Below are 15326 nucleotides of genomic sequence, written 5' to 3'. Positions count from 1 at the left end.
GGATGGGGCAAGCTACCGTCCGTTTTCGCCCGAATCCGAACCGCGTGCGCCGAGCCCTCCGCCTGCTTCCCCTGCCTCTGAGCATCGCCATCAGCCTGCCGGCGATGGCCGATGATAAGCCGCTCAACTGGGGCCTGTGCCCGGCCACCGACGTCATTCCCGCGTTCACCGACGCCCCCACCCCGGTCCCGGCCCAGGACAAGGCTGCTGCCGCAGCCGCCCGCGAGAACCAGCCGACCGACATCGAAGGCGACCAGCTGCTGGGCACCACCACGGTGCCGCAGTACGAGGGCAACGTGGCGCTGCGCCGGGGTGACCAGTTCGTCGGTACCGACAAGCTCAGCTTCGACACCGAGACCGGCAACTACATCGCCGACGGCAATGTCCGCTACCAGGACGGGTCGATCCGGATGGTCGCCAAGCGCGCCGAAGGCAACCAGGAAAGCGACACCCACAAGATCTCCGACATCAAGTACCAGCTGGTGTCGCGCCGGGGCAACGGTGATGCCGAGTCGGTCGACCTGCAGGGCGCGGTCGGCCAGATGCACCGCTCCACCTACACCACCTGCGACCCGTCGCAGCCGGTGTGGAAGCTGTCGGCGCCGCAGATCGAAGTGGACAACGACGAAGGCTTCGGCACGGCCCGCAACGCCGTGCTGCGCATCGGCAAGGTGCCGGTGCTGTGGGCGCCCTACTTCAAGTTCCCGATCGATGACCGTCGCAAGACCGGCCTGCTGTTCCCGCAGCTGGGCATGTCCGGCCGCAACGGTGTCGACTACGCGCAGCCGATCTACTTCAATCTGGCGCCGAACTACGACGACACCCTGACCCCGCGCTACATGAGCCGGCGCGGCCTGCTGCTCGACAATGAGTTCCGCTACCTCTACAACGGCGGCCGTGGCGAGGTGCTGACCAGCTACATGCCCAACGACAAGCTGCGCGACCGCGACCGCGGCCGGGTGATGTTCGACGGCTACCACAACGTGAACAGCCACTGGCAGGCCCGCGCCAACCTGGCCTGGGTGAGCGACGAACGCTATGTCGAGGACTTCGCCAATCGCCTGGTGGGGGTGACCGCCTCCAACCTGCAGAGCACCATCGGCCTGTACGGCACCGGCCAGAACTGGACGGCCGGCATCATGGCCGACCGCTGGCAGCTGACCGACTACACCCTCGACGAGCGCGCCCTGCCCTACAACCGCGAGCCACGCCTGTTCTTCAACTGGAACAAGCCGGTGCTGCCGTGGCTGGAAACCGGCATCTACACCGAAGCGGTGCGCTTCACGCATGACGACGTCAACTTCAAGAATGCCGTCGGCGCCGGCGAGGATCTGCAGTACACCCGTAATGGAGTGCAGTGGACCGACGGCGTCGGTGTCAGCGGCGGTTCGCGACTGGACGTGAAGCCGTATGTGTCGTTCCCGATCAGTGGCGCAGCTTGGTATGTGACCCCTACCCTGGCCTACCGCTACACCGCCTATCAACTGGACCGTGGTCTAGTGGATGGGGTAAGGGGCATCCAGGCCCAGATCCTGCGCTCGCAGGGCATCGACCCGGCCACGGCCACTCCGGAACAGCTGCGCGGCAATACCTCGCCCAGCCGCAGCCTGCCGATCGGCAGCCTTGATGCCGGCCTGTTCTTCGATCGCGAGACGTCGATCGGAGGCAAGTCATTCCTGCAGACCCTGGAGCCGCGCCTGTTCTACCTGCGCACCCCCTACCGCAACCAGGACGAGCTGCCGATCTTCGACACCCGTGACTTCACCTTCAGCTGGGGCCAGCTGTTCCGCGACTCGCGCTATACCGGCGCCGACCGCCAGAACGATGCCAACCAGCTGACCCTGGCACTGGGCACCCGCTTCATCGACCAGACCACCGGCAAGGAACGCTTCTCGGCCGCGATCGGCCAGATCCAGTACTTCGACGAATCGCGGGTGAGCACCACGCCGGGCGGCGCGCCGGTGGAGAAGGGCAAGTCGGCGTGGATCGCCGACGGCAACTACATGATCAACGACCGCTGGACCCTGGGCGCCACCTACCAGTGGGACCCGAAGTACAAGCGCGAGGATCTGGCCAGCGTCCGCGCCCGTTATCTGATGCCCAACGATGGCGTGATCAACCTCAGCTACCGCTACCGCATCAATGCCGGCGCCCCGGCAACCGCCAACAAGCATGACCGGACCCTGCTGGAGCAGGCCGACCTGTCGTTCCTGTACCCGCTGAATGCGCGCTGGAGCCTGGTGGGCCGGTATTACTACTCGCTGCAGGACAAGGAACCGCTGGAGATCATCGCCGGCGTGCAGTGGGACAGCTGCTGCCTGGCCGTGCGTGCAGTGGCCCGCCGCTACGTGCGCAACCGCGAAGGCGACATGAACAATTCCATCCAGCTGGAGTTCGTCCTCAAGGGCCTCAGCTCCATCGGCCAGGACACGGACCGTACGCTGCGCCGTGCTATCCTCGGCTACAACCGCGACGACCTCTATCTCGTGCCGCCCAGCAACACCGGGGCGACCCGGGATGACTACGATCCGAATCAGATCCCATGACCAAGCGCTTCCCCGTTCTTCTCGCCTCCCTGCTGGCGGTGTCCAGCGTGTCCGCCCCCCTGCAGGTGCTCGCGCAGGAGGCGCAGCCGTTGGACCGCATCGCCGCCGTCGTCGACGAGGACGTGATCCTGCAGAGCGAGCTCCAGCGTGCGATCGCCAACATCAAGGCGCAGTACGCCGGCCGTGAAAACCAGCTGCCGCCGGAAGACGTACTCAGCCGCCAGGTGCTCGAGCGCCTGGTGCTGGTCAAGCTGCAGGTGGCCCGCGCCCAGGGCAGCGGCATCCGCGTCAGCGACCAGGAGCTGAACCAGGCGATGAATGCCATCGCCCAGCAGAACGGCTCGAACCTGGATGCACTGCGCCAGCGCCTGGCCCACGACGGCATCGACTTCAACGATTTCCGCGCTTCGGTGCGCGATGAAATCACCGTGCAGCGCCTGCGCCAGAGCTTCGCGCAGAGCCGCATCAGCGTCAGCGAGGGCGAAGTCGACGCCGCCCTGAAGCAGCAGGCCACGGTTGGCAACCAGTACCACCTGGCGCACATCCTGATCGCCCTGCCCGACGGCTCCAACGCCGACCAGATCGCCACCGGCCAGAAGAAGGCCGAAGGCGTGAAGGCCCTGCTGGACAAGGGTGAGCTGGACTTCAACGCCGCCGCCGTGCGTTATTCGGACAGCCCCAACGCGCTGGAAGGCGGCGACCTGGGCTGGCGCAGCCTGGACGAAATCCCGCAGGCCTTCGCGCAGATGATGGAAAAGATGAAGCCCGGCGAAGTGGTCGGCCCGATCCGCGGCCCCAGCGGCTTCCAGCTGCTGAAGCTGGTGGAAGTGCGTGATGCCAGCGCCGCCAGCGGTGGCGAGCACACGGTCACCGAGTACCACGGCCGCCACATCCTGGTGCGCGTGGACGATCACCAGACCGACGCTGCCGCCAAGGCCAAGATCGATACCCTGCGTGCCCGCATCGCCGGTGGCGCGGACTTCGAGACCGTGGCCAAGGAGTCCTCCGAGGACAACAACAGCAAGGGCCAGGGCGGCGATCTGGGCTGGTTCCCGGCCGACGCGTTCGGTCCGGCGTTCGGCCAGCAGGTGTCCGGCATCCAGGACGGTGGCGTCAGCCAGCCGTTCCGCACCGATGCGGGCTGGCACATCGTGCAGCGCGTGGGCACCCGCCAGACCGACGTGACCACTGACAACCAGCGTGCCCAGGTCCGCGAGACCATCGGCCGCCGCAAGCTGGAAGACGAGTACAACCGCTTCCTGCAGGAACTGCGTGGCGAAGCCTACGTCAGCTTCCGCAGCGGCGACCGCGCGGAAAACACCGCCACGCCGCCGCAGTCCTGACCGATGCGCCCCGAGCTCGCTCTGGTACCGGGCGAGCCCGCCGGGATCGGCCCGGAGCTGTGTGTCCGCCTCGTCCAGCAGCCGCGTGAAGATTGCCGGCTGCTGGCCTTCGCCGACCCGGATACCCTGCGCGCGGCCGCGGCCGCGCTGAATCTGCCCCTGCAGCTGTTGCCCGAGGACGCCGAAGCACGCGTCCCCGGCGATCTGCGTGTGCGCGTGGTAGCCAATACCGTGCCCGGCCACTTCGGCCAGGCCAATCCGGCCAACGCCGGCGCCGTCATCGGCGCCCTGCTCGGTGCCGGCCAGGCCTGTCTGTCCGGCGAACTGCACGGCGTAGTCACCGGCCCGGTGCACAAGGCGGTCATCAACGAAGGCGGCATCGCCTACAGCGGCACCACCGAACTGCTGGCCGACCAGGCCGGGGTGAAGGTGGTGATGATGCTGGCCAACCACATCGTGCGCGTGGCCCTGGCCACCACCCACCTGCCACTGCGCGAGGTGGCCGACGCGATCACCGCGCCCGGCCTGGAACACACCCTGCGCACCGTGCACGCTGCGCTGCGCCGCGAATTCGGCCTGCCCGCGCCACGCATCGCCGTGCTCGGCCTGAACCCGCATGCCGGTGAAGACGGTCATCTGGGCCGCGAGGAACTGGACCTGGTCATCCCGCTGCTGCAGCGCCTGCGCGCGGAGGGCATGGACCTGATCGGGCCGCTGCCGGCCGATACCGCCTTCCTGCCGGCCAAGCTGGCAGGCTTCGACAGCGTGCTGGCGATGTACCACGACCAGGGCCTGCCGGTGCTGAAGTATTCGGGCTTCGAGCAGGCGGTGAACCTGACCCTGGGTCTGCCCTACCCGCGCGTGGCGGTGGACCATGGCACCGCGCTGGACCTTGCCGGCCGCGGCATTGCCGATCCTTCCAGCCTGCAGGCGGCAACGACGTTGTGTGCGCAGCTTGCGCGGCAACGTACACTGAGCGCATGAATTCCCCGCATTCCCCCTCCGGCCCGGTGTTCACCGCCCCGGCCAAGAAGCAGCTTGGCCAGCATTTCCTGGCCGACCGCCACTACATCGACAAGATCGTGATGGCGGTCAACCCGAAAGACGGTGACCGCCTGGTCGAGATCGGCCCCGGCCAGGGCGCGATCACCCTGCCGCTGCTGCGCGTGCATCCGAAACTGACGGTGATCGAGTTCGACCGCGACCTGATCGCGCCGCTGACCGCCGCCGCCGAGCCGCTGGGCGAGCTGACCATCGTCCACCGCGACGTGCTGCGCGTGGACTTCACCGAGCTGGCTGCCGGCCAGCCGATCCGCCTGGTCGGCAACCTGCCCTACAACATCTCCTCGCCGATCCTGTTCCATGCACTGGAACATGCGGCGGTGATCCGCGACATGCACTTCATGCTGCAGAAGGAAGTGGTCGACCGCATGGCCGCCGGCCCCGGCAGCAAGGTGTACGGCCGGCTCAGCGTGATGCTGCAGGCCTACTGCCAGGTGACCTCGCTGTTCGTGGTGCCGCCGGGCGCGTTCCGGCCGCCGCCGAAGGTCGATTCGGCCGTGGTGCGGCTGGTGCCGCGTGACCCGGCCACGATCAACATCCACGACCACAAGCGTTTCGCCGAGGTGGTCAAGGCCGCCTTCGGGCAGCGCCGCAAGACCCTGCGCAACGCCCTGAACAACGTGGTGTCCGCCGAACAGTTCGTTGCCGCCGGCGTGCGTCCCGATGCCCGCGCCGAACAGCTGGACGTGGCCGAATTCATCGCTTTGGCCAATGCCTCCTGATTACACTGCCGGTATGGAAGACGCTGACGTTTATGCCATCTCCGTCGAAGTCGCACCGCGCTTCCTCGACGATCAATCCGCGCCGGAAGACGGGCGCTATGCGTTCGCCTACACGATCCGCATCCACAACCAGGGGCGTGTTGCCGCGCGCCTGGTCGCACGCCACTGGCGCATCACCGATGCCAACGGCCGCGTCGAGCATGTCGATGGTGACGGGGTGATCGGCGAGCAGCCGCGCCTGCGTCCCGGTGAAGACTTCCATTACACGTCCGGTGTCATGCTGGGGACCGATCACGGGACCATGCAGGGCCACTACGACATGGTCGCCGACGACGGCACCGAATTTGCCGCGCCGGTCGCACCTTTCGTGCTGGCCATCCCGCGTACCCTGCACTGACACGGAGGCCGAACGATGAGTGTGTGGGCGATCGGCGACCTGCAGGGCTGCTATGACGTCACCCAGCGACTGCTGGAGAAGATCCGTTTCGACCCGGCGCAGGACACCCTGTGGTTCTGCGGCGACCTGGTCAACCGCGGTGGCCAGTCACTGGAAACGCTGCGGCTGGTGCATTCGCTGCGCGAGCACAGCGTGGTGGTGCTGGGCAACCATGACCTTTCGCTGCTGGCCGTCGGTGCGCGCACCGAAGAGGAACAGCGCAAGGTCAACCCGGACCTGCTGCGCATCGTGCAGGCCGAGGACCGCGACGAACTGCTGGACTGGCTGCGCCTGCAGAAGCTGGTGCACGTGGACCGCGAGCTGGGCTGGATGATGGTGCACGCCGGCCTGGCGCCGAAATGGACCACGCAGATGGCCGAGAAGCATGCGGCCGAAGTCGAGGTGCAGCTGCACGGCGCCGGCTACCGCAAGCTGTTCCGCAACATGTACGGCGACAAGCCGAGCTGGGCACCGAACCTGTCCGGCTACGACCGCTCGCGCGATCATCAACGTGCTCACCCGCATGCGCTACTGCACCCCGCGCGGGCGCATCGGCATCGAGGACAAGGGCACGCCGGGCACCCAGGAACAGGGGCTGTATCCCTGGTTCGAAGTGCCGGGCCGGGTCGAGCGTGACCTCAAGGTGGTCTGCGGCCACTGGTCGGCGCTGGGCCTGACCATCACCCAGGGCGTGCACGCCATCGACACCGGCGCGGTCTGGGGCGGCAAGCTGACCGCGATCCAGCTCGATACCGATGAACTGCGCGTGGTACAGGTGCCAGGCCGCGATGTACCGGCACCCGTGCCCAACGCCCGCCCGCCAGCGCGCCCGGCGCGCGAGCGCCCGGCTGCACCGGCGCAGGGCAAGGAACAGGGCGGCGGCAATGCTCCGGCCGCCAACCCGGGCAACCGCGGCCCGCGCCGTCGTCGTCGCCGTGGTGGTGGTGGTGGCTCCGGCGGTCCCAACAACAACAGCACCCCGCCGCAGGCATGACGCGGCACGGCTGGGCACCATGGACGGTGCTGCTGCTGACGCTGGCCCTGGCCAGCGGCTGCCAGCCCGGCTCGCCGACTGCTCCCACGGCTGCGGACAGCGCTGAACGCACACCGACGCCACCACAGGCGCCTTCGCCGCCACTGGTGGCTGCGGCGCGCGCGCAGATCGGCGTCACCACCCGCTACGACCCTGCCTATCAAGTGCTGGCCTATCCCGGCGGCGACGTGCCACTGGATCGCGGCGTGTGCACCGATGTGGTGGTGCGCGCCCTGCGCAGCCAGGGCCTGGACCTGCAGGCACGCGTGCATGAAGACATGCGCGGCAACTTCAGTGCCTATCCGGCGATCTGGGGCCTGTCACGGCCGGACCGCAACATCGATCATCGTCGTGTACCGAACCTGATGCGCTGGTTCGAACGGCAGGGCTGGCAGCAACCGATCACCGCCCTCGCCACCGACTATGCGGCCGGTGACATCGTTGCCTGGAAGCTCAACGGCAACGGCCTGCTGCACGTGGGCATCGTCTCCGACCGGCAGCTGGCCGATGGCACGCCGCTGGTGCTGCACAACATCGCGCGGCACCCGCGAAGAGAACCTGCTGTTCCGGCACGCCATCATCGGGCATTACCGGATGCCGTAGGCAATCCTGTAGAGCCGAGCCATGCTCGGCTACGGGATGTGTCCGGCAACAGCAGCCGAGCATGGCTCGGCTCTACAGATGGGCGGCGGTCAACGGCGCACGTAGTGCACGAAGCGGAACGCGTACGCGTGACGTTCGTCGGCCGGATGCGGCTCGCTGCTCACTTCCCGCCAGTCCTGCACGTCCACTTCGGGGAAATGGGTATCGGCGGGGACTTCGGCATCCACCCAGGTCAGGTACAGGTCACTGGCCTGGTCCAGCAGCTGGTGGAAGATCTCGCCGCCGCCGATGATGCATAGCTCGCTGGCGCCCTCGCCTTCGGCAATCGCCTTCGCCTCGTCCAGCGACGCCACCGCGCGCATGCCCTCGAACGGCACCTGGCCGCTGCGGGTCAGCACCAGGTTGGTCCGCCCCGGCAGCACGCGGCCGATCGACTCGGCCGTCTTGCGCCCCATCAGGATCGGCTTGCCCAGGGTGAGCGCCTTGAAGTGCTTGAAATCATCCGGCAGGTGCCAGGGCATGGCATTGCCCTGGCCGATGCCACGGTTGCGGTCCAGCGCCACGATCATCGACAGCTTCATTGCTACCACCTCCTCAGCTGGCGTCGATCTGCAGGCGTTCGCAGGCAGCGTTCGCGGCACTGGCGGCCTGCAACGCCGCAGCCAGCGCAGGGTTGGACGTGGACCGCTCATCCAGGCCACCGAGGATCTTCTGCTTCTGCGCCTCTTCGATATCCTTCAGGCCCGATCCTGACAGGATGTCTGCCGACAGCGCAGCGATATCGTCGCTGGTGCCGCGCGCCAGGAACGCCTTCAGCTGGTCGTTGGAATAGACGGTGGCCAGACCCTGTTCAAGCTCACGCTGATACGCCGGGTTCTCGACGCCCGCCTTCAGGTGCTCGGTCATCGCCGTGTACATGCCGGTTACCGCCTCACGCATCTGCGCCCGGCAGCCTTCCGGAACATCCTGGGGCATCATCGTGCTGCCGTTGAATGCCCCGGCGAACGCCTGCACTTCCTCGCGCATGTGCTTGTGCACGATCTGCTCGTTGACCTGCCTGGCCAACGACAGCGCATCGGCCGGTCCGGCCTGCACCATGGCCAGCGGCAGCATGCCGCACAGCGCCAGCAGGCCGCTGGAAATCAGGCGGGTACTCATACCGCCACCGGCGCCTTGATGACCGGGTGCGGATCGTAGCCGTCGATGCGGATGTCGTCGAACTGGAAGCCGAACAGGTCGGTCACCTCCGGGTTCAACCACAGCGCCGGCAGCGCGCGCGGTTCACGCGACAGCTGCTCGCGCGCCTGCTCGAAGTGGTTCGAATACAGGTGCGCATCGCCCAACGTGTGCACGAAGTCACCCACGCCCAGGCCGGTGGCCTGCGCCACCATGTGGGTCAGCAACGCGTAGCTGGCAATGTTGAACGGCACGCCGAGGAAGATGTCGCCGCTGCGCTGGTACAGCTGGCAGCTGAGCTTGCCGTCCACCACGTAGAACTGGAACAGGTTGTGGCACGGCATCAGCGCCATCTGCGAGAGCTCGCCCACGTTCCAGGCGCTGACCACCAGCCGGCGCGAGTCGGGGTTGCGCTTGATCTCGTCCACCAGCCATTGCATCTGGTCGATCTCACCGCCATCGGCGGTAGCCCAGCTGCGCCACTGCTTGCCGTAGACCGGGCCGAGGTCGCCGTTCTCGTCGGCCCACTCGTCCCAGATCCGCACCTGGTTGTCCTTCAGGTAGCCGATGTTGGTGTCGCCCTTCAGGAACCACAGCAGCTCGTGGATGATCGAGCGCAGGTGCAGTTTCTTGGTGGTGACCAGCGGGAAGCCTTCGGCCAGGTTGAAACGCATCTGCCAGCCAAACACGCTGCGGGTGCCGGTGCCGGTGCGATCGCTCTTCTCGGCGCCGTGTTCCAGCACGTGCGAGAGCAGGTCCAGGTAAGCCTTCATGCCTTGCCCTCGGCAGCTACCAGCGGCTGCGGCTGCAGTACCGGCGCGCGGCGCGACATCACCAGCAGCACCAGACCGAAGGCGATCAGCGGCAAGCTGAGGATCTGGCCACGGGTCAGCCAGTCGAAGGCCACGTAGACGCCGTTGTCGGGCATGCGCACAAACTCCACCGCGAAGCGGAACAGGCCGTACATCAGCGCGAACAGGCCACCGACCAGGTAGCGATGACGCGGCTTGGCAGACACCGTCCACAGCACGACGAACATCACCAGGCCTTCCAGCAACGCCTCATACAGCTGCGAGGGATGGCGGGCGAACTGGTTCAATGCGCCGGTGGCGAACTGCGCCTGCAGCGTCGCGTGGTCAAGCTGGTTCAGCGGCGCCGGCAGGCCGGACGGGAACACCACGCCCCAGCTACCGTCGGTGTACTTGCCCCACAGCTCGGCACCGATGAAATTGCCGATACGGCCGAAGCCCAGGCCCAGCGGCACCAGCGGCGCCATGAAGTCCATGGTGTCGAAGAAATGCAGCTTGTGCTTGCGCGACCACCACCAGCAGGCGGCAATCACGCCCAGCAGGCCGCCGTGGAAACTCATGCCGCCATCCCAGACCTTGAACAGCAGCAGCGGGTTATGCAGGAAATCGCCCAGCGCGTAGAACAGCATGTAGCCGATGCGCCCGCCCAGCACCACGCCGAGCATGGCGTAGAACAGCAGGTCGGAGAAGCCGTTGGCATCGACACCCGGCAGGCGCCCGTCAGCGATGCGCTTGCGGCCCAGCAGCCAGGCCGCAGTGAAGCCGAGCAGGTACATGATGCCGTACCAGTGCACCTTGATCGGCCCCAGCGAGAGGGCGATGGGGTCGATGTCGTGGAAATAGATCATGGAAGGTGCCTTGCGGTTGAACGCCTATTCTCGGGCCAGTGCCGCCCCGGCTCAACCAAGGAGCTGGGGCGAGTTCGGCAACGCGTCATCGTTCGACCGCGTCGAGGCCGGAAAGTGCCCTTCGATCAGGCTGGAGACCTCGTCGATGGCATCCTGCAGCGCTTCCACCGGATGGGAACCACGCAGGCCCTCGCGCAGGTGGGTGCAGACCCGCTGCCACTGTGCCGGGCTGACCCGGCCGTGCAGGCCCCGGTCGGCAACGATCTCGATCGCGTGATCGGCCAGCAGCAGGTAGATCAGTACACCGTTGTTGTGGGTGGTATCCCAGGTGCGCAGGCGGGCAAAGGCATGCTCGGCGGCCTGGCGCGGGGTCACCCTGTGCCACAGCGCCCCCAGCGGCAGGTCCGCTTCCACCGCGAACATCACCTGCCCACCGTGGCGCTGCTCACCGGCCGCGATGGCCTCGGTGATCGCCTGCAATGTGGCGGGCGGGAACGCGCGCCGTACCGACGGCGAAAACACGTGCCGACATAGACGTTGGATCATCACCAGCCCCCCGAAGCACCGCCACCACCGGAGCGGCCACCACCGCCACCCCAGCCGCCACCACCACCAAATCCACCGCCCCCGCCGAAGCCGCCTCCGCCGCCCCAGCTGCCACCGCCCCAGCCGCCGCCACCGGCAAAGCGGCCCGGATGGCCGGAGAGCATGGCCACGATCAGCCCTACGATGCCGGCCAGGCCACTGGCCAGCAGCGTGGACGTGAACAGGAACGCCGCCAGCGCTGCACCGGCGCCGCCGAGCAGGCCGCGCAGCGGGCGCGGCACGCGCGAGAACACGCCGCGCAGGATGCTGCCGGCGAACACACCGATGAACAGCGCTAGGAACCAGGTATCGCCACCACTGCTGGGCTCACGCCCGCGATGGCCGCTGACCGGTGCCGGCAGCGTTTCGCCGTCGATCAGCTTGACCAGCACCGCCGTGGCGTCGGTGATGCCACCGGCGTAGTCGCCGCTGCGGAAGCGCGGCACCAGGTATTCCTGGATGACCCGGTTGGCGATGGCATCGGGAATGGCGCCTTCCAGACCGTAGCCCGGCTCGATGCGCACGCGCCGGTCGTCCTTGGCCACCACCAGCAGCACCCCGTCATCCACGCCCTTGCGGCCGATCTGCCACTGGTCGAAGACCCGCGTGGTGTACTGCGCGATGTCCTCCGGCTGGGTGCTGGGCACCACCAGCACCTGCAGCTGGCTGCCCTTGCGCTGCTGCAGGTCAGCCGCCTGCTGCACCAGTGCCTGTTTCTGCGTGGTGTCCAGCGTGCCGGTGGTATCGACCACCGGCGAATCCAGCGCCGGAATCGGCGCCAGCTGCTGCGCCTGCGACGCCAGCGGCAGCCACAGCAGCAGGGCCAGCAGCGCAGTGGCCAGGCGCATGGGTCAGTGACCCGGCTGCGGTGCCGGCTGCTGCTGCGGCGCGTTGCCGAAATCGACCGCCGGCGCGTTGGAGATCTGCGCTTCGTTGTCCACCGTGAAGTTCGGCTTGGTCTTGTAACCGAAGATCTTGGCGGTGATCACCTGCGGGAACGAGCGGATGTAGGTGTTGTAGTCCTGCACCTGCTGGATGTAGCGGCCGCGGGCGACGGTGACCCGGTTCTCGGTACCTTCCAGCTGCGCCTGCAGGTCGCGGAAGTTCTGGTTGGACTTCAGTTCCGGATAGTTCTCGGTGACCACCAGCAGCCGCGACAGCGCGCTGCCAAGTTCGCCCTGGGCCTGCTGGAACTGCTTGAGCGAGGCTTCGTCGTCGGCGTTGACGTTGATCTGGCCGACGCGCGAACGGGCGTTGGTGACTTCGGTCAGCACGCGCTCTTCCTGGCTGGCGAAGCCCTTCACGGTCTGCACCAGGTTGGGCACCAGGTCGGCGCGGCGCTTGTACTGGTTGATGACCTCCGACCAGCTGGCCTTGACCGCTTCATCCTTCTGCTGGATGGCGTTGTAGCCGCAGCCGGAGAGCAGGGAGGCCAACAGCATCAGGGGCAGGACACGGGTGAACAGGCGCATGGCGGAGGTTCCGGGTGGGCTTGGCGCCGAGCATGCCATGGTTCGGGTGAAAGACCGGCCATCGGGCGCCGCCCCCTCCGCGGTGGTTGGCGGGCTCTCTGTGGTTGGCCGGGAGGGTGGGTTGGCTGGGGGGCGCTGCAAGTACGTCCATGTAAGCTCGATCGCCGCATCCATGCGGCTCACGCCCCCAGCCAACCCACCCTCCCGACCAGGGACAATTTCCTGCCACCGCGGGAAAGATCAGAAAAAAGCAAAAGCAAAAGCAAAAGCCGGTTCTTCAGGCATTCGTGTCGACCAAGGTCGACACCTGCCAAAGCAGAACGACGTTCCGACAGACCGCGGGAATCTGTCGAAGGCGGGGTGGGTCCGGTTGAGGGGGCGTGAGCCGCATGGATGCGGCGACCGAGCTTACATGGACGTACTTGCAGCGTCCCCCTCAACCGGACCCACCCCGCCAACCCACGGAATGCAGGCTTTTGCCGTTGACGTTGACGTTGATTCGGCGGGTGCAGGGCTGCAAGCCCTGCCGGAATCCAACACTCCTCAGCAAGCCTCGGCCACCGCAGTGCGCGGACGCCCCAGCCATGCCAGCAGCAACCCCGAGGCCGCCAGCAGGCCACCGGCCACCGGAATCGCGGCGTAGCCCAGGCCCGAACTGATCACCGCACCGCCCAGCGCCGCACCCACGGCATTGCCCAGGTTGAACGCACCGACGTTGATCGACGACGCCAGTCCCGGCGCCTCGCTGGCCGCCTGCATCACTCGGATCTGCAACGGCGGCACGATGGCGAAAGTCGCCGCGCCGAACAGCAGCACGCCCAGCGCCGCCGTGGCGTGATTCATGAAGGCCAGCGGCAGCACGAACATCAACACGGCCAGGACCGCCAGCAGGATGCGGGTGGCGCCATCCAGCGACCAGTCGGCCATGCGCCCGCCGATGCCGTTGCCGAAGGTGAAGCCGATGCCGATCAGCGCCAGCGACATCGCGATGAAGGCGTTGGAGGCACCGGTCAGCTCGGTCAGCACCGGCGCCACGTAGGTGTAGAGGGTGAACATCGCGCCGGCGCCAAGCACGGTGGTAGCCATCGCCAGCAGCACCTGCGGCTGCAGGATCGCTCTCAGTTCGCGGCGCACGTCCGGGCGCGGCCCCGGCGCGGATGCCGGCAGTGCGAGGCCGAGCGCGGTGATCGCGACCAGGCCCAGCACCGCAGTACCGGCGAAGGACAGGCGCCAGCCGAGCTGCTGGCCCACCCAGGTGGCCAACGGCACACCGCCGATGTTGGCGATGGTCAGGCCCATGAACATGGTGGCCACGGCGGCAGCCTGCTTGTCCTTCGGCACCAGGCTGGCGGCAACCACCGCACCGATGCCGAAGAAGGCACCGTGATTGAGGCTGGTGACCAGACGCGACAGCAACAGCAGGCCGTAGTTCGGGGCCAGTGCCGAGAGCAGGTTGCCGACCACGAAGATCGACATCAGCAGCATCAGCGCGGTGCGCTTGCCAAACCGTCCCATCAGCAGGGTCATCACCGGCGCGCCCAGCATCACGCCCACGGCATAGGCGGTGATCAGCATGCCGGCGGTTGGAATGTTCACGCCGACGCCGTCGGCAATGACAGGCAGCAGGCCCATCGGCGCGAATTCAGTGGTGCCGATGGCGAAGGCGCCGACGGCAAGGGCCAACAAGGCGGCTCTGGAGTTCATGGGGTCATCCTGCGTGGGGCAGGTCCTGGAAAAGAGCGCGTAGCCTGCGCGCTTTGTCGGCCCGGATTAAGCCTCGCCCCGGGAAAACACTGTTGACCCCAATTCACAGCTGGCGGGAACCTCCCCGCCGGGCATGGCCCGGCGAGCCCAATGGGTCCCATAACGCAGAACCCCCGGCGCTGGCCGGGGGTTCTGGGACACACATTTGCCTGTGATCTGCTTACCAGTCGCCAGCACCCGGCACGTGGTGATCGCGTGCGCGGCGGCGCATCAGCAGGTTCAGCCATTCCACCAGCACCGAGAAACCCATGGCCGCATAGATGTAGGGCTTGGGCACGTGCACGTCCAGGCCATCCAGGATCAGCACCGCACCGATCAGCAGGATGAAGGCCAGTGCCAGCATCTTCACGGTCGGGTTTGCGTCGATGAAGCGGCCCAGCGGGTTGGCGGCCAGCAGCATCACCAGCACCGACAGCAGGATGGCGGCGACCATCACCGGGATGTGATCGGCGATGCCGACGGCGGTGATCACCGAGTCCAGCGAGAACACGATGTCGATGATGGCGATCTGCAGGATGACCATGCCGAATACACCCGAGGCCTTGCTGGTGGCCGGGTTCTCGTCTTCGCCACCGGTGATCAGCTCCTTGATCTCCATGTAGCCCTTGATGATCAGGAACAGGCCACCGACGATCAGCACCAGGTCGCGGATGGAGATGCCCATACCAGCCACGGTGAACAGGTTGGCGGACATGTGCGCCAGATAGGCCAGCGACACCAGCAGGGCGATGCGGGTGATGCAGGCCACGGCGATGCCGAGCTTGCGCGCGAACGGGCGACGCTCTTCCGGCAGCTTGCTGACCGCGATGGAAATGAACACCAGGTTGTCGATGCCGAGCACGATTTCCAGTGCGCTCAGGGTGAACAGGGTCACCCAGGCATTGGGGTCGGCGAGGAACTCAAAGGACATGGAAACTCTTCAGGGCA

The 15326-nt window shown here is 67.0% G+C and carries 14 protein-coding genes and 2 pseudogenes; 7 read left to right on the top strand and 9 right to left on the bottom strand.

The window, feature by feature from the left end:
* Positions 1-44 precede the first annotated feature (44 nt).
* From lptD to ACZK2V_RS03920, 7 genes and pseudogenes are all read left to right on the top strand, one after another.
* The gene (lptD, locus tag ACZK2V_RS03950) at positions 45-2546 is read left to right on the top strand and encodes an LPS-assembly protein LptD (protein ID WP_486322932.1); all 2502 of its coding nucleotides are present in this window, start codon (positions 45-47) and stop codon (positions 2544-2546) included.
* A complete protein-coding gene (locus ACZK2V_RS03945; RefSeq protein WP_032129906.1) occupies positions 2543-3889 on the top strand; it encodes a peptidylprolyl isomerase in 1347 nt (448 codons plus the stop codon). Before lptD ends, ACZK2V_RS03945 begins: the two co-directional genes overlap by 4 nt.
* A 3-nt stretch (positions 3890-3892) precedes the next feature.
* The gene (gene pdxA / locus ACZK2V_RS03940) at positions 3893-4873 is read left to right on the top strand and encodes a 4-hydroxythreonine-4-phosphate dehydrogenase PdxA (RefSeq protein WP_486322931.1); all 981 of its coding nucleotides are present in this window, start codon (positions 3893-3895) and stop codon (positions 4871-4873) included.
* Positions 4870-5673 (top strand): 16S rRNA (adenine(1518)-N(6)/adenine(1519)-N(6))-dimethyltransferase RsmA, encoded by an 804-nt coding sequence (gene rsmA / locus ACZK2V_RS03935; RefSeq protein ID WP_049398140.1) that lies wholly within the window; start codon positions 4870-4872, stop codon positions 5671-5673. Before pdxA ends, rsmA begins: the two co-directional genes overlap by 4 nt.
* 13 nt (positions 5674-5686) lie before the next feature.
* Positions 5687-6070 (top strand): Co2+/Mg2+ efflux protein ApaG, encoded by a 384-nt coding sequence (apaG, locus tag ACZK2V_RS03930; protein ID WP_005412297.1) that lies wholly within the window; start codon positions 5687-5689, stop codon positions 6068-6070.
* Between the two features lie 15 nt (positions 6071-6085).
* Positions 6086-7103 (top strand): annotated as a pseudogene (locus tag ACZK2V_RS03925) (symmetrical bis(5'-nucleosyl)-tetraphosphatase).
* Positions 7100-7745 (top strand): annotated as a pseudogene (locus ACZK2V_RS03920) (DUF1287 domain-containing protein). The pseudogenes ACZK2V_RS03925 and ACZK2V_RS03920 overlap by 4 nt, the downstream one beginning before the upstream one ends.
* Positions 7746-7834: 89 nt before the next feature.
* Here the strand turns inward: ACZK2V_RS03920 and ACZK2V_RS03915 are convergent.
* From ACZK2V_RS03915 to ACZK2V_RS03875, 9 genes are all read right to left on the bottom strand, one after another.
* Positions 7835-8326, bottom strand: a complete 492-nt coding sequence (locus ACZK2V_RS03915) for a dihydrofolate reductase (protein ID WP_049446393.1) — start codon at positions 8324-8326, stop codon at positions 7835-7837.
* Positions 8327-8339: 13 nt separating this feature from the next.
* Positions 8340-8903: a hypothetical protein gene (locus ACZK2V_RS03910; RefSeq protein WP_486322930.1), complete on the bottom strand. Its 564-nt coding sequence runs from the start codon at positions 8901-8903 to the stop codon at positions 8340-8342.
* Positions 8900-9694 (bottom strand): thymidylate synthase, encoded by a 795-nt coding sequence (locus ACZK2V_RS03905; RefSeq protein ID WP_486322929.1) that lies wholly within the window; start codon positions 9692-9694, stop codon positions 8900-8902. The genes ACZK2V_RS03910 and ACZK2V_RS03905 overlap by 4 nt, the downstream gene beginning before the upstream one ends.
* Positions 9691-10578: a prolipoprotein diacylglyceryl transferase gene (gene lgt / locus ACZK2V_RS03900; RefSeq protein WP_049422854.1), complete on the bottom strand. Its 888-nt coding sequence runs from the start codon at positions 10576-10578 to the stop codon at positions 9691-9693. Before lgt ends, ACZK2V_RS03905 begins: the two co-directional genes overlap by 4 nt.
* A gap of 51 nt (positions 10579-10629) precedes the next feature.
* Positions 10630-11124: a TPM domain-containing protein gene (locus ACZK2V_RS03895; protein WP_149908807.1), complete on the bottom strand. Its 495-nt coding sequence runs from the start codon at positions 11122-11124 to the stop codon at positions 10630-10632.
* The gene (locus ACZK2V_RS03890; RefSeq protein WP_486322928.1) at positions 11124-12011 is read right to left on the bottom strand and encodes a TPM domain-containing protein; all 888 of its coding nucleotides are present in this window, start codon (positions 12009-12011) and stop codon (positions 11124-11126) included. The genes ACZK2V_RS03895 and ACZK2V_RS03890 overlap by 1 nt, the downstream gene beginning before the upstream one ends.
* Before the next feature lie 3 nt (positions 12012-12014).
* Positions 12015-12635 carry a LemA family protein gene (locus ACZK2V_RS03885; RefSeq protein WP_049460899.1) on the bottom strand — a complete coding sequence of 207 codons (621 nt, stop codon included), beginning with the start codon at positions 12633-12635 and terminating at the stop codon, positions 12015-12017.
* A 543-nt stretch (positions 12636-13178) separates the two neighbouring features.
* Positions 13179-14339, bottom strand: coding sequence for an MFS transporter (locus ACZK2V_RS03880; protein ID WP_032129923.1), 1161 nt, complete (start codon positions 14337-14339; stop codon positions 13179-13181).
* A gap of 220 nt (positions 14340-14559) precedes the next feature.
* On the bottom strand, positions 14560-15309 hold the full coding sequence (locus ACZK2V_RS03875; protein ID WP_004144462.1) for a TerC family protein: 750 nt from the start codon (positions 15307-15309) through the stop codon (positions 14560-14562).
* Positions 15310-15326: the final 17 nt, after the last annotated feature.

This window comes from Stenotrophomonas sp. 93052_Sma, assembly GCF_056481145.1.
Note: the sequence above shows the minus strand (reverse complement) of the source record. Positions and strands in the feature narration are given on the sequence as shown.